The 14,406-nt window shown below is 71.2% G+C and carries 13 protein-coding genes and 2 tRNA genes; 12 read left to right on the forward strand and 3 right to left on the reverse strand.

Annotated features, from left to right (window positions below):
- Positions 1-69 precede the first annotated feature (69 nt).
- Positions 70-702 carry a DsbA family protein gene (locus ACIQIB_RS29700; protein ID WP_363607569.1) on the forward strand — a complete coding sequence of 211 codons (633 nt, stop codon included), beginning with the start codon at positions 70-72 and terminating at the stop codon, positions 700-702.
- A 70-nt stretch (positions 703-772) separates the two neighbouring features.
- On the opposite strand, the gene ACIQIB_RS29705 is transcribed toward ACIQIB_RS29700, so the two are convergent.
- A complete protein-coding gene (locus ACIQIB_RS29705) occupies positions 773-2,182 on the reverse strand; it encodes an amino acid permease (RefSeq protein WP_400761732.1) in 1,410 nt (469 codons plus the stop codon).
- A 289-nt stretch (positions 2,183-2,471) separates the two neighbouring features.
- Here ACIQIB_RS29705 and ACIQIB_RS29710 point away from each other — a divergent pair, with 289 nt between their 5' ends.
- From ACIQIB_RS29710 to ACIQIB_RS29725, 4 genes are all read left to right on the forward strand, one after another.
- Positions 2,472-3,071: a biotin transporter BioY gene (locus ACIQIB_RS29710; RefSeq protein ID WP_363607567.1), complete on the forward strand. Its 600-nt coding sequence runs from the start codon at positions 2,472-2,474 to the stop codon at positions 3,069-3,071.
- Positions 3,072-3,118: 47 nt separating this feature from the next.
- Positions 3,119-3,604: a ribose-5-phosphate isomerase gene (locus tag ACIQIB_RS29715; protein WP_363607566.1), complete on the forward strand. Its 486-nt coding sequence runs from the start codon at positions 3,119-3,121 to the stop codon at positions 3,602-3,604.
- Between the two features lie 460 nt (positions 3,605-4,064).
- Entirely contained in the window at positions 4,065-5,219 is a 1,155-nt protein-coding gene (locus ACIQIB_RS29720; protein ID WP_363607565.1) for a PP2C family protein-serine/threonine phosphatase, read from the forward strand.
- A gap of 492 nt (positions 5,220-5,711) precedes the next feature.
- Positions 5,712-5,906: a hypothetical protein gene (locus ACIQIB_RS29725; RefSeq protein WP_363607564.1), complete on the forward strand. Its 195-nt coding sequence runs from the start codon at positions 5,712-5,714 to the stop codon at positions 5,904-5,906.
- Positions 5,907-5,956: 50 nt separating this feature from the next.
- On the opposite strand, the gene ACIQIB_RS29730 is transcribed toward ACIQIB_RS29725, so the two are convergent.
- Entirely contained in the window at positions 5,957-6,754 is a 798-nt protein-coding gene (locus tag ACIQIB_RS29730; protein WP_400761734.1) for a DUF6348 family protein, read from the reverse strand.
- Between the two features lie 186 nt (positions 6,755-6,940).
- On the opposite strand from ACIQIB_RS29730, the gene ACIQIB_RS29735 reads away from it, so the two are divergent.
- On the forward strand, positions 6,941-7,555 hold the full coding sequence (locus tag ACIQIB_RS29735) for a hypothetical protein (RefSeq protein WP_363607562.1): 615 nt from the start codon (positions 6,941-6,943) through the stop codon (positions 7,553-7,555).
- Positions 7,556-7,647: 92 nt separating this feature from the next.
- Here ACIQIB_RS29735 and ACIQIB_RS29740 read toward each other — a convergent pair.
- Positions 7,648-7,721, reverse strand: a tRNA-Gly gene (locus ACIQIB_RS29740).
- A gap of 145 nt (positions 7,722-7,866) precedes the next feature.
- Here ACIQIB_RS29740 and ACIQIB_RS29745 point away from each other — a divergent pair.
- From ACIQIB_RS29745 to clpX, 6 genes are all read left to right on the forward strand, one after another.
- Positions 7,867-7,940: transfer RNA gene (locus ACIQIB_RS29745), tRNA-Pro, on the forward strand.
- Positions 7,941-8,049: 109 nt separating this feature from the next.
- Positions 8,050-9,504 (forward strand): MDR family MFS transporter, encoded by a 1,455-nt coding sequence (locus ACIQIB_RS29750; RefSeq protein ID WP_363607561.1) that lies wholly within the window; start codon positions 8,050-8,052, stop codon positions 9,502-9,504.
- Between the two features lie 253 nt (positions 9,505-9,757).
- Complete coding sequence (gene tig, locus ACIQIB_RS29755) at positions 9,758-11,170, forward strand: trigger factor (RefSeq protein ID WP_363607560.1); 1,413 nt, start codon at positions 9,758-9,760, stop codon at positions 11,168-11,170.
- 269 nt (positions 11,171-11,439) lie between these two features.
- The gene (locus tag ACIQIB_RS29760) at positions 11,440-12,057 is read left to right on the forward strand and encodes an ATP-dependent Clp protease proteolytic subunit (protein WP_305067940.1); all 618 of its coding nucleotides are present in this window, start codon (positions 11,440-11,442) and stop codon (positions 12,055-12,057) included.
- Between the two features lie 56 nt (positions 12,058-12,113).
- On the forward strand, positions 12,114-12,776 hold the full coding sequence (locus tag ACIQIB_RS29765) for an ATP-dependent Clp protease proteolytic subunit (protein ID WP_363607559.1): 663 nt from the start codon (positions 12,114-12,116) through the stop codon (positions 12,774-12,776).
- 281 nt (positions 12,777-13,057) lie between these two features.
- Positions 13,058-14,347, forward strand: a complete 1,290-nt coding sequence (gene clpX, locus ACIQIB_RS29770; protein ID WP_063347569.1) for an ATP-dependent Clp protease ATP-binding subunit ClpX — start codon at positions 13,058-13,060, stop codon at positions 14,345-14,347.
- Positions 14,348-14,406: the final 59 nt, after the last annotated feature.

A 14,406-nucleotide genomic window follows, 5' to 3' on the forward strand; every position in this document is an offset into this window, starting at 1 on the left:
GGGGCGGGCGTTGGGTCCGGGGAAGACCCCGTGCGGGGCCCGCCTCACCACTCACGAAGGACGACAGCCGTGACGACTGCCGCTGAGCGCAAGACCGCCGACTTCTGGTTCGACCCGGCCTGCCCGTGGGCCTGGATGACGTCCCGCTGGCTGATCGAGGTCCAGCAGCTCCGCCCGGTGGACGTGAACTGGCACGTGATGAGCCTGTCCGTGCTGAACGAGCACCGTGATCTTCCGCAGGAGTACCGCGACCTGCTGGACAACGCCTGGGGCGCGGTCCGGGTCTGCGTCGCCGCCGCCCAGAAGCACGGGGAGGAGGTGCTCGGGCGGCTCTACACCGAGCTGGGCACCCGCTTCCACAACCAGGCCCTGCCGCAGAACCGCGAGACCGTCGAGGCCGCCCTGGTCGCGGCCGGCCTGCCGGCCGAGCTGGCCGACGCGGCCGACACCGACGCGTACGACGAGGCCCTGCGCGCCTCGCACCAGGAGGGCATCACCCTGGTCGGCGAGGACGTCGGCACCCCGGTGATCGCGGTCGAGGGCGTGGACGGCGAGCGGGTCGCCTTCTTCGGCCCGGTGGTCACCCCGGCCCCGCGCGGCGAGGCCGCCGCCCGGCTGTGGGACGGCACCCTGCTGGTCGCCTCCACCCCCGGCTTCTACGAGATCAAGCGCACCCGCACGGCGGGCCCGTCCTTCGAGTAGCCCCGGCAGCGCACAGCACGAGGGCCCGGTACCGACGCGAGCGGTACCGGGCCCTCGTGCTGTGCCGTTCTCAGTGCGCCCGGGCGTCCCGGCGCTGCTTGAGCAGGCCCGCCGCGGACAGTACGGCGACCAGCACACCGGCCGCGTACAGCTGTTGCCGGTTGCCCTCGGTGGTGGTCATCAGCCCGAGGATGCCGACCACGGCGGCCATCGCGATCCAGGTCAGGTACGGGTAGCCCCACATCCTGACGCTGAGCAGCTCGGGTGCCTCGCGCTCCAGCCGGCGGCGCATCCGCAGCTGGACGACGCAGATGAACAGCCAGACCACCAGGATGGCGACGCCGGTGGTGTTCATCAGCCAGGTGAAGACGGTGTCCGGCCAGAACTTGGCGGCCAGGACCGCGGCGAAGCCGAACAGGCAGGAGGCCAGCACGGCCCGCCGGGGCACCCCGCCGCCGACCTTCGCCAGCGCCTTGGGCCCCTGGCCGCGGCCGACCAGCGAGTACGCCATCCGGGAGGCGCCGTAGATGTTGGCGTTCATCGCGGAGAGCAGGGCGATCAGCACCACGGCCTCCATGATCGTCCCGGCACCGGGCACGCCCAGGTGGCGCAGGACCGTCACGTAGGGGCCGTTCTGCACGACCGCCGGGTCCTTCCAGGAGACCAGGGTGACGACCAGGGCCATCGAGCCGATGTAGAAGATCGCGATGCGCCAGACCGCCGTGCGCACCGCGTTGGCGACGTTCTTCTTGGGGTCGTCGGACTCGGCGGCGGCGATGGTGACGGTCTCCAGACCGCCGTAGGCGAACACCGAGGCGAGCAGGCCGACGATCAGCCCGCTGACGCCGGTGGGCAGGAAGCCGCCCTGGCCGGTGAGGTTGTGGGTGCCGGGCGCGCCAGGGCCGAGCACGCCGGCGACGCCGAGCGCGCCGAGCACCAGGAAGGCGATGATCGCGGCGACCTTGATGGCGGCGAACCAGAACTCGAACTCGCCGAAGTTCTTCACCGCGGTGAGGTTGCTGGCGCAGAAGAAGACCATGAACAGGGCGACCCAGACCCAGGACGAGACGCCGGGGACCCAGCCGTTGACGATCCGCCCGGCGGCGGTGGCCTCGGCGGCGACGCCGCAGCAGAGCATCACCCAGTACATCCAGCCGGCGGTGATCCCGGCCCAGGGACCGAGCTCCTTCTCGGCGTGCACGGAGAAGGAGCCGGAGGCCGGGCGCGCGGCCGACATCTCGCCGAGCATCCGCATGATCAGCATGACCAGCAGGCCGGAGAAGGCGAACGCCAGGATGATGGCGGGCCCGGCCGCCGCGATGCCCGCCCCGGAGCCGACGAAGAGGCCGGCGCCGATCACCCCGCCCAGCGCGATCATCGAGAGGTGACGCTGCTTGAGGCCGTGGGAGAGCTGCTGGCCGCCGGCCGGGGAAGCGGTGGAGGTCGTCCCCGGCGTCGACGGCGCGGTGGTACGGGCCATGAGGGTGGATCCAGACTGTTCGGAATGCGGTGCGATTTGCCCAATATCCGGTGACACGGCTGTCCATGCCAAGAATGCCCCATTCCGGACCACGATGCGGACCGGCCGGTGACGGTAAGCGGCACAGGAGGTCACATTGCGTCGTCTCGGCCGGACCCGACAACGTCCGCCCGCGGGGGTTTGTCAGGTTCCCCGACGGTGACGAAGTGGATCAGCGCGTAGGTTCACAGATGTTCACTCACCTGATCATCCGATCGCCGACCCGTCCCCACCGTGCGGAGGAACCCCGATGGCCACTGCCAGCACCCCGATACCGAGCCGCGCCGTTCTGGCCGACCTGCTGCCCGCCGCGAGCACCCGGCTGGGCGCCCAGGTCCGCGACCTGGCCCTGGTGGCCGGCGGCGCCGCCCTGACCGGTGTGGCCGCCCAGCTCTCGGTGAACATCCCCGGCTCGCCGGTGCCCGTCACCGGCCAGACCTTCGCCGCGCTGCTGGTCGGCACCGCGCTGGGGGCCCGCCGGGGCATCGCCTCGCTCGGCCTCTACCTGCTCGCCGGCCTGGCGGGCCTGCCCTGGTTCGCCGAGGGCACCTCCGGCTGGGCGATGCCCTCGCTCGGCTATGTGCTCGGCTTCGTCCTCGCGGCCGGCCTCACCGGCGCGCTGGCCCGCCGCGGCGCCGACCGCACCCCCCTGAACACCGCCGCCACCATGGTCCTCGGCAGCCTCGCCATCTACGCCGTCGGCGTGCCGTACCTGGCCTTCTCGCTGGACGTCCCGCTGGCCCGGGCCGCCGAGCTGGGCCTCTACCCGTACCTGGTCGGCGACGCCCTGAAGGCCGCCTTCGCGGCCGGGGCCCTGCCGCTCGCCTGGAAGCTCCTCGGCCGCCGCTGAGCGCCCCCTGCGCGGCCCGGGCGCGCGCGCATGCCACACTCATGGGCATGCGCGTGTACCTGGGCTCCGACCATGCCGGATACGAACTGAAGAACCACCTCGTGGAGTGGCTGAAGGAGGCCGGCCACGAGCCCGTCGACTGCGGGCCGCACATCTACGACGCCGCCGACGACTACCCGCCGTTCTGTCTGCGGGCCGCCGAGCGCACCGCCGCCGACCCGCAGGCGCTGGGCATCGTGATCGGTGGCTCGGGCAACGGCGAGGCGATCGCCGCCAACAAGGTCAAGGGCGTGCGGGCGGCGCTGGCCTGGAGCGAGCAGACCGCCGCGCTCGGCCGCGAGCACAATAACGCCAACGTGGTCTCCATCGGCGGCCGGATGCACACCCGGGAGGAGGCGACCAAGTTCGTCGAGGTCTTCCTCAACACCCCGTACAGCGGCGACGAGCGGCACACCCGCCGGATCGAGATGCTGAGCGACTACGAGACCACCGGCGAGCTCCCGCCCATCCCGGCCCATCACCCGCAGGGCTGATCACCCCTCCCGACTCCTTGACGGCCGGCCGCGTGTCCCCACCGCGGCCGGCCGTCGTGCGTGCGGTGGAGCGAGCACCGGCGGCGGAGTCACCGACGCTGTCACCGCCGCCGTCACCGGCCCCGCCGACGGCTGTGTCACCGGCTGTGTCATCGGCCACAGCGCCCACGGCGCCCACTCCGCCTGGCCGGCGCGCAAACAATGGTGCGCGCGGGGCGCAGGCGCCGTCCGTGTGGTTCGTACGCCCAACCGGCGCATGCTTCCTGACGCAGCGGCTGCGACCGCCGCAATCGGCCGAAACCCGCTGACGCGCCCGCGCCACGCCGCTGCCGCCCGTGCGCGAGCCGTCGACGCCGACCCGTACCGCTGGATAGGGTCGGGCCCCATGGCTGGCAGACCGCCGGGCGCACCGCCCCAGACGACTGCGACGAGGCCCGGCGCCGCTGTGGTGTCGGACCCCGTGACGGCCCGGTTGCGCAAGAGGCTCCGCCGGGTCCGCCGAAGGCTGCGCACCGCCGGTGTCGACTACTTCCGCGGCGGCGCCGCCGACTGGCCCGTGCTCTGCGCACTGTCCCTGCTGGTCCCGCTGCTGATCCTGCTCAACATCTGGATCCCCGCCTGGGCCCCGCCCACCTCCCTGGTGCTGCCCATCCTGGCCGCCGCCCTGCTGCTTCGCCCCGGCTCCCTGGTGGTGCTGTACGCGCTGGCCGCGCTCGGCCTCTCCGCCGAGTCCGTCATCCACACCGGCCAGCGGGTCGCCAGCGAGAACCCGGACGCCTACACCTACGGCGTCACCCCCGGCGCCGCCCTGGTGGTCGGTGCGGCCGGGGTCGGCGGTCTGCTGCTGGCCCAGTTCCGCAGCCGGGTCGGCGTGCCCTGGTGGGGTGGCTCGACCATGCTCTTCGACCTGCGCGAGCGGCTGCGGGTGCAGAGCCGCGTCCCCGAGCTGCCCGCGGGCTGGCACGCCGACATGGCGCTGCGCCCGGCCGGCGGGCAGTCCTTCTCCGGGGACTTCGTGGTCGCCGCCCGGACCGGCCCCGGCCAGCGGGTGCTGGAGGTGGTCCTCGCGGACGTCTCCGGCAAGGGCATGGACGCCGGCTCCCGGGCGCTGCTGCTCTCCGGCGCCTTCGGCGGCCTGGTCGGTTCGCTGCCCGCGCACGACTTCCTCCCCGCCGCCAACGGCTACCTGCTCCGCCAGTCCTGGGAGGAGGGCTTCGCCACCGCCGTCCACCTGGTGCTCGACCTGGACACCGGTGAGTACGAGCTGCTCTCGGCCGGGCACCTGCCGGGCATGCAGCGGCTCGCGGGCGCGGGGTGCTGGGAGATCAAGGAGGCCACCGAGGGCCCGTTGCTCGGCATCTACGACGGCGCCAAGTTCGAGGGCGTCCGCGGTCGGCTGAACCGCGGTGACGTGCTGCTGCTCTGCACCGACGGCATGGTGGAGGCGCCCGGCCGGGACCTCTCCGAGGGGATGGACCGGCTGATGGGCGAGGCCGACCGGCTGGTCCCCGGCAGCGGTCCCGACGCCGGCAGCGGCGCGGCCTCCCGGCTGATCGAGACGGTCGCCCGGGACATCAACGACGACCGCGCGGTGCTGCTGCTCTGGCGTGACTGACGCCTCCTCGGCCGCCCTTGAACGGGGCACATGCCAAGGGCAGCCGCTGTCAAGCCTGGTAGCTGATCTTCAGCCATTTCCGGTCCACCGTCAGCAGAGCGGACCAGCCTGTTCCGCTCCGGCCCGCCGGGCGTTTTCCGGCCGCTCAGCGGCGCCCCGCCGATGTTTCGTCAGAACGACTCGACTATCGTCTCGGTCGGCGGAAAGTCGTCTCGCATCGCAGGATATCGGCGTTCGACTGACAGTCAGACCTTTACGCAATCGGCACGTTCGACCACACTGAGTCCGGGCGGGACTGGTCAGGATTCGGGGGATGGGGGGCGTCACGTGCGGCAGGACAGACACCGTGCGGCCATAGCGGGCTCCCTCTCCGACCGCGACGTGTCGGACGATCCCCAATTCCGCCTCGGGACCGTCGGACAGGCCGGGGTCCGGCTTCGCAGGGGCTGCCAGCCGATGGCGTCCCGCTATGAAACGAGGAAGTGAGTCCGGGTGGCACTCTCCGTCTCCGCGCTGGTCCTGTTCGGCGTCATCTGCCTGATCTTCATCCGCAACAAGCAGCTGAAAGTCGGGCACGCCATCCTGGCCGCCCTCTTCGGCTTCATGCTCAACCAGAGCACGGCCGCCAAGCCGATCCAGGACTTCCTGAGCCAGATCGCCAAGAGCATCTCCAACATCGCCGGCTGACCGGCCGGGCCCCCGGTGGGGCCGGTGGGGGAGGGGGCCGTCCGTGCGCGTCACCGGCCGGCCCGTCTGGCCTGCCGCCAGCGGCTGAACAGTCCCCGGGGGCGCGCCGCCGCCGGGGTCCCGGGGCGGGTCGGGGCGGGCGTCAGGGCGCCCGCCGACGAGCTCTCCGGGCCCGGGTCCGCAGCGCCCGGGGCCGCCAGCAGGACGAACAGCCGGGCCCAGCAGAGCCGTTCACCACGCGGCCAGTCCAGCGCGCGCAGCGCCGCCGACGCCGCCTCCGACACCTCCCCGTTCACCCTGACCTCGGCGACGTCGTCCCCCGACTTGCCGCCGAGGAACAGCTTCACCCCGTGCAGCCTCCGGCCGGCCAGCTCCGGCAGCAGCGCGGGCGCCAGCGCGGGCAGCACCCGGTGCTCCGCCAGCCAGCCCGCCAGCCGCTCGTTGCCGAAGCCGAAGACCGCCGCCGGCCCCTGGACGGCGTGCCAGCCGGGCAGTTCGGGGTGGTCGGCGTGGTCGGCGAGCCCACCGTGCCCGTCCCGCAGCTCCACCAGCACCGAGGCGGTGGTGGTCGCCCACATCCGCACCGCGTTGGCGAGCTTCTCCTCCTCGGTCTTCCCGAGCCCCGCCGCGCAGTCCCAGACCACCGGCGCGTCGGCGCGGCCCAGGTGCAGCACGAAGCCCAGGTCGACATGGCCGGCGCCCTCGTCGCCGGGGTGCTCCCGGACGGCCACCGCGGTCGTCCCCGGGCCCCGGACCACCTCGCCGTCGGCGGTGAACTCCTGCCCGAGGCGCGCCATCTCGCGGACCACACAGCGCTGTATGACGGCCAGTCGGTCCTGGGGACGCACCGGAACTCCTTCACCTCGGGTTCGCAACGCTCTCGAACTACGGTCGAACGCCGCCGAGGCTATCGGCCCGGAGCCCCGCCGGGAAACTGTCGCGGGGTCATGACGCGGGGCCCTCCGGTCGCGGGAATGCCCTGTATGCACCATTTTGGGTAGCGGTAACCGTAGGCCACCGCCTGGAGAACCCGCATGCCCCGCACCGACCCGAGGCCGTCTCCGCTGCTCCCGCCCGCCCCGGACGGCTCCGCTCCGGACGGCTTCGGCCCGGTCGGAGCCGCTGCGGCCGGACCCGGTCCGCTCGGGCCCGGCCTGCTCGGGTCCGGCCTGGTCGCCGAGATCGAGGCGTACCTGGCCTCACTGCCCGCCCCCGCGCGCACCCCGCCGCCGTACGTCTGTCCGCTCGGCTCCGCCCTGAGCCCCTGGCACGCCGGCTGGCCGCTGCCCAGGGCCACCCTGCTCGACCGGGTGCTCCGCCGCCCGGCCCGCCCGGTGCCGGTGACCGCCGCCGACCACCTGCGGCTCGCCTCCCGCTACATCGGCGCCTTCGGCTGGGTGCAGGGCGCGATGTGGGACACCGCCGGCCGGGTCTGCCTGCTCGGCGCCCAGGCCGCGGTCCTGGCCCACGGCTACGGGACCCCGGTCACCGTCCGCATCGCCAGGGTCCAGCTGATGGAGGTGCTGCACGCCACCGGCCGTCCGGTCGCCTCCCCGGACGAGTTCAACGACCGCCCCGCGACAAGACAGTCCGACATCCACCGGCTGCTCGACCGCGCCGCCGCCCGCGCGCTGCGACTGGGACTCTGAAGACCCGGGCGGCGTCCGACCGGCCCTGACGGACCCTCGGGAACGCGAACGGCCCCGGGGAGACGGTGACCGTCTCCCCGGGGCCGGGCAGTTGGAGCGGGCGACGAGAATCGAACTCGCGTGACTAGTTTGGAAGACTAGGGCTCTACCATTGAGCTACGCCCGCATGATCCTCCGGCCGTCGCCGGACGGAAGGTCGGGGAACAGCGTACCTGGTCCGGTCGGCTGCGCGCACACCACATTCGTTCCAAGGGCCTCGGACATGTCGCCGAACGGGGAGGGCCCGGCGTGTACGCTTCCTCTCGGCACCACGGGGTGTGGCGCAGTTTGGTAGCGCGTCCGCTTTGGGAGCGGAAGGCCGTCGGTTCGAATCCGGTCACCCCGACAGTGTGCGGCAGGGTCTCGCCGTCGGCGGGGCCCTGTTGTCGTTTCCCCGCCCGGTCCGGCATCGTGGGTCGTTGATTTTTCACCCAAATGCTGGAGCCCCGATGAGGATGAGTCCCAAGATCGCGGTCGGAGTCGTCTTCGTCGCCTCGCTGTTCATGTCGATCATGGACACCACGATCGTCAACGTCGCGCTGCCCGCGATCGGCCGCCAGTTCGGCACCGACCCGGCCGGGGTCGGCGTGATCAACGTCGGCTACCTGGTCAGCCTGGCGGTCTTCGTCCCGCTCTCCGGCTGGCTGGGGGACCGCTTCGGCACCCGCCGGGTCTTCCTCGTCGCGCTCGCCCTGTTCACCCTCGCCTCGCTGCTCTGCGGCGCGGCCGGCTCGATGACCTCGCTCACCCTCTACCGGATCTTCCAGGGCGCGGCCGGCGGCCTGCTCACCCCGGTCGGGATGACCATGCTCTTCCGCGCCTTCCCGCAGGAGGAGCGGATGCGGGCGACCAGGATCCTGATGCTGCCGACCGCCGTCGCGCCCGCCGCGGGGCCGGTGCTCGGCGGCTGGCTGGTGGACGGCTGGTCCTGGCACTGGGTCTTCATCGTGAACGTCCCGGTCGGCATCGCCGCGCTGGTCTTCGGCCTGCTCTTCCTGCCCGACTACCGCGCCGAGCGGGCCGGCCGGTTCGACGCGGCCGGGTTCCTGCTCTCCGCGGTCGGCTTCGGCGCCGCGATGTACGCGCTCTCCGAGGGCGCGTCCGAGGGCTGGGCCAGCGCGCGGATCCTGGTGTCGGCGCTCGTCGGCCTGCTCGCGCTGGTGGCCCTGGTGGTGGTCGAACTGCGCCTCCCGGAGCCGATGCTCGACCTGCGGCTCTTCCGGGACCGGATCTTCCGCACCACCAACCTGCTCTCGCTGTTCTCCGGCGCCGCCTTCCTCGGCATGCTCTACCTCTTCCCGCTGCTGATGCAGGACGCGCTCGGCATGGACGCCCTGCACAGCGGTCTGATGGTGTTCCCCGAGGCGCTCGGCGTGATGCTCGCCTCCCAGGTGGCGAGCCGGCTCTACCCGAGGATCGGCCCGCGCCGGATCCTGGCCGCCGGTGCCGTCGTGGTGGCCGGCTGCCTCGCCCTGATGGCCGCCATCGGCCCGGACAGCAACCTCTGGGCGGTGCGCGCGCTGATGTTCGTGACCGGCTTCGCGATGGCGCACGTCTTCATGCCCTCGCAGACCGCCGCCTTCGCCACCATCACCCCGCGCTCCACCGGCGCCGCCTCCACCCTCTACAACGCGCAGCGCCAGCTCGGCTCCGCGCTCGGGGTCGCGGTGCTCGGCACCGTGCTGACCGCCGTCGGAGCCGTCACCGTGAACGCTTCGGGTACGCCTGTGGCGAACCTTGCCGCCTACCGCGCCGCCTTCCTGACCGCCGCCGGTCTGGCCCTGGCCGCGGCCGTGATCGCCTTGCTGGTAAGGGATTCCGACGCCGTCGCCACCATGCGGCAGGTACCGGCCGGGGGTACCGGGGGCCAGGTTTCGGAGCCGGCCGCGGAGCCCGCCGCGAAGGCCTGAGCGGCCGCCGGCGGCGGTGACCTGGCGTCCGCCTTTCGTGGTACCGGTAGGATGGGGCGCTGGCGGTAGTCCCTGCGGCGTCCACCCAGGTCAACCGCATGAGGGCGAGGAGTCACGCTCACCGTCCACCCCCCACGGGAGATGCAGCTCCAACCGCCCATCGCCCGTCTCGCCCGACCCGCATCAACCGGCCTCGGCCGGCGGCCGGGAAGGGCGGAGGCAACCTGACCGCAAGCCCATAGGAGACCTAACCGTGAAGAGCGCCGTCGAGACTCTGAACCCGACCCGGGTTCGACTCACCGTCGAGGTGCCCTTCGAGGAGCTCAAGCCCAGCCTCGACGCGGCGTACAAGAAGATCAACCAGCAGGTCTCGGTCCCGGGCTTCCGCAAGGGCAAGATCCCGAACCGGGTCATCGACCAGCGCTTCGGCCGTGGTGCCGTGCTGGAAGAGGCTGTCAACGACGCCCTGCCGCGCTTCTACACGCAGGCCGTCGACGAGGGCAAGATCGAGGTCCTCGGCCAGCCCGACATCACCAACATCGAGGGTGTCGAGAAGATCGCCGATGGCGGCGACCTGAAGTTCACCGCCGAGGTGGACATCCGTCCGGAGATCACCCTGCCGGACTTCTCGACCATCGAGGTGACGGTCGACCCGATCGTCGTCACCGACGAGGACATCGACAAGTCGCTGGAGCAGCTGCGCGAGCGCTTCTCCTCGGTCAAGGACGTCGAGCGCGCCGCGGCCGCCGGCGACATCGTGGTCGTCGACCTGATCGCCAAGGTCGACGGTGAGGTGCCGGAGGACGGCACCGCCAACGGCGTCAGCTACGAGATCGGCTCGGGCCGCCTGATCGACGGCATCGACGATGCCGTCGTGGGCCTGGAGGCCGGTGGCACCGCCACCTTCGAGACCGAGCTCAAGGGCGGCACCCAGGCGGGCAAGACCTCCGAGGTCACCGTCACCGTCACCGCCGTCCAGGAGAAGGAGCTGCCGGAGCTGGACGACGAGTTCGCCCAGCTGGCCAGCGAGTTCGACACCCTGGACGAGCTGCGCGCCGACTCCCGCAAGCGCCTCGAGCGCATGAAGGAGTACGACCAGGCCACCCAGGCCCAGGAGAAGGTCCTGGACGCGCTGCTGGCGCTGGTCGAGATCGAGTTCCCGGAGAAGCTCCTCAAGGACGAGATCGAGACCCGCAAGCACAACCTCGAGCACCACCAGCTGGAGCCGATGGGCCTCGACCTCGCCTCGTACCTGGAGACCCAGGGCAAGACCGAGGAGGAGTTCCTGGCGGAGACCGAGGAGCAGGCGAAGAAGGGCATCAAGACCCAGTTCGTCCTGGACCAGATCGTCGCCGACGAGGAGCTGGGTGTTAACCAGGAGGAGCTCACCGAGCACCTCATCCGCCGCGCCGCCGGCTCGGGCCTGACCCCGGACCAGTTCGCGCAGCAGGTCGTCCAGGGTGGCCAGGTGCCGCTGCTGGTCGGCGAGGTCGCCCGCGGCAAGGCGCTCGCCACCGTGGTCGAGGCCGCCAAGGTGGTCGACACCGAGGGCAACGTCGTCGACTTCGCGGACGACGAGGAGACCGACGAGTCCGGCGAGACCGTCGAGGCCGCCGCCGAGACCCCGGCCGTCGAGGCCGAGGCCGAGGAGAAGACCGAGGCCTGATCGCCCCGGTCGCCCTGACGTGACAGCGGGCCCGGACGCCGTACGTGGTGTCCGGGCCCGCTGTGCGTTCCCCCGGGGCGCCGCGCGGACCCTGCGCTCACAGCGAACAGTTCTGCGTGAGGGATTCTGCGGCCCGGCCTGCGCGTTAGGGTCCTTGGACAGCAACAATCACGACGTGATACCCGGAAGCTGTGCGACAGCGTGACGGCCGTGGAGCGACCGTCCAAAACGACTGAGCAGGTGGCTAAGTGACGTTCCCGCAGATGCAGATGCCTGGCCCGATGGCGCCGCACGCCGCCTCTGGTGACGTGCTCGGCGGCCTGGGGGACCAGGTCTACAACCGGCTGCTCAACGAGCGGATCATCTTCCTCGGCCAGCAGGTCGACGACGACATCGCCAACAAGATCACCGCCCAGCTGCTGCTGCTGGCCGCGGACCCGGACAAGGACATCTTCCTTTACATCAACTCCCCGGGCGGCTCGATCTCGGCCGGCATGGCGATCTACGACACCATGCAGTACATCAAGAACGACGTCGTCACCATCGCGATGGGCATGGCCGCCTCGATGGGCCAGTTCCTGCTGACCGCCGGCGCCAAGGGCAAGCGCTTCTCGCTGCCGAACGCCAACATCCTGATGCACCAGCCGTCCGCCGGCCTCGGCGGTTCGGCCACCGACATCCGCATCCAGGCCGAGCAGCTGCTCCGCACCAAGAAGCGGATGTCCGAGCTGATCGCCTTCCACAGCGGCCAGTCCTTCGAGCAGATCACCGCGGACTCCGACCGCGACCGCTGGTTCACGCCCGAGGAGGCCCTGGAGTACGGCCTGATCGACGCGATCATGCACAGCGCCGCGGACGTCCCCGGCGGCGGCGGCACCGGCGCCTGAGCCTCGGCCCGGCCGACGAGACCACAGCCACAACGCTCCGGAGGACAAGAACCCCCATGAACATCCCCAGCCTCTCCAGCGCCAAGTCGCGCGTCGAGGACATGCGTGCCGAGGGCCGCTACATCGTTCCGCGCTTCGTCGAGCGCACCTCGCAGGGCGTCCGTGAGTACGACCCCTACGCGAAGCTGTTCGAGGAGCGCATCATCTTCCTCGGCTCGCAGGTGGACGACGTCTCCGCGAACGACATCATGGCGCAGCTGCTGTGCCTGGAGTCGATGGACCCGGACCGCGAGATCCAGATGTACATCAACTCGCCCGGCGGTTCGTTCACGGCCCTGACGGCCATCTACGACACCATGCAGTACGTGAAGCCGGACATCACCACCGTCTGCATGGGCCAGGCGGCCTCCGCGGCGGCCGTGCTGCTCGCGGCCGGCACCCCCGGCAAGCGGATGGCGCTGCCGAACGCCCGGATCCTGATCCACCAGCCGTACACCGAGACCGGCCGCGGCCAGGTCTCCGACCTGGAGATCCAGGCCAAGGAGATCTTCCGGATGCGCGAGCAGCTGGAGGAGATGCTCTCCAAGCACTCCAAGAAGCCGGTGGAGCAGGTGCGCGACGACATCGAGCGCGACAAGATCCTCACCGCCGAGGAAGCCCTCGAGTACGGTCTGATCGACCAGATCATCTCCACCCGCAAGTCCTCGCTGACCTCCTGAGGCCGGCACCTTCCTTCCTGGCCCGCCATCGGGCGGGAGGGGTCCAGGGGCGGGGCGCGCAAGCCGTTGCGCGCCCCGCCTCCGGCACACCGGCGGCATCGGTGTCGGCATCTGTTCGGTATCAATTCGCCCAGGGCGTAGGGCAGACCTGGCGAAGAGGACGGAATCAGGGGCCCGGCAGAGTACCGTCGGATAGCGAGACCGATCGCCGACGGCGTTGACGGTCCACAGCACCAGGCCCCGGAACCCCCGCGGGGCCCCTGGCGAAGGGGAAGCACCTCGTGGCACGCATCGGAGACGGTGGCGACCTGCTCAAGTGCTCGTTCTGCGGCAAGTCGCAGAAGCAGGTGAAGAAGCTGATCGCCGGCCCAGGCGTGTACATCTGCGACGAGTGCATCGACCTGTGCAACGAGATCATCGAGGAGGAGCTCGCCGAGACCTCCGAGGTGCGTTTCGAGGAGCTTCCGAAGCCGCGCGAGATCTACGAGTTCCTGGACCAGTACGTGGTCGGCCAGGACCTCGCCAAGAAGGCGCTGTCGGTGGCCGTCTACAACCACTACAAGCGTGTCCAGGCCGGCGAGGCGGGCCGCAGTGGCGGCAACGGCCGTGAGGACGCCATCGAGCTGGCGAAGTCCAACATCCTGCTGCTCGGGCCGACCGGCTCCGGCAAGACGCTGCTGGCGCAGACGCTGGCCCGGATGCTGAACGTGCCGTTCGCGATCGCCGACGCCACCGCGCTGACCGAGGCCGGGTACGTCGGCGAGGACGTCGAGAACATCCTGCTGAAGCTGATCCAGGCGGCCGACTACGACGTCAAGAAGGCCGAGACCGGGATCATCTACATCGACGAGATCGACAAGGTCGCCCGCAAGAGCGAGAACCCGTCGATCACCCGGGACGTCTCCGGCGAGGGCGTGCAGCAGGCGCTGCTGAAGATCCTGGAGGGCACCACCGCCTCGGTGCCGCCGCAGGGCGGGCGCAAGCACCCGCACCAGGAGTTCATCCAGATCGACACCACCAACGTGCTGTTCATCGTGGGCGGTGCGTTCGCCGGCCTGGAGCGGATCATCGAGGGCCGGGCGGGTGCCAAGGGCATCGGCTTCGGCGCCAACATCCGCTCCAAGCGGGAGTCGGACGCCAGCGACCACTTCCGTCAGGTGATGCCGGAGGACCTGGTCAAGTTCGGCATGATCCCGGAGTTCATCGGCCGGCTGCCGGTGATCACCAGCGTGCACAACCTGGACCGCGAGGCGCTGCTGCAGATCCTCACCGAGCCGAAGAACGCGCTGGTCAAGCAGTACCGCAAGCTCTTCGAACTGGACGGCGTGGAGCTGGAGTTCTCCCGGGACGCACTGGAGGCCATCGCCGACCAGGCGATCCTGCGCGGCACCGGCGCGCGCGGGCTGCGGGCCATCATGGAGGAGGTGCTGATGTCCGTGATGTACGAGGTCCCCTCGCGCCAGGACGTCGCCCGCGTGGTGGTCACCGGGGACGTCGTCTCCAAGCACGCCATCCCGACCCTCGTCCCGCGCGACATGATCAAGCGGGAGCGGCGCGAGAAGAGCGCCTGACCCGGGTCTGACGGAAGAGCCCCGCACCGGCCGGTGCGGGGCTCTTGCCGTGCGGGGAG

It is taken from the genome of Kitasatospora sp. NPDC092286 (assembly GCF_044755565.1).
GTDB lineage: Bacteria > Actinomycetota > Actinomycetes > Streptomycetales > Streptomycetaceae > Kitasatospora.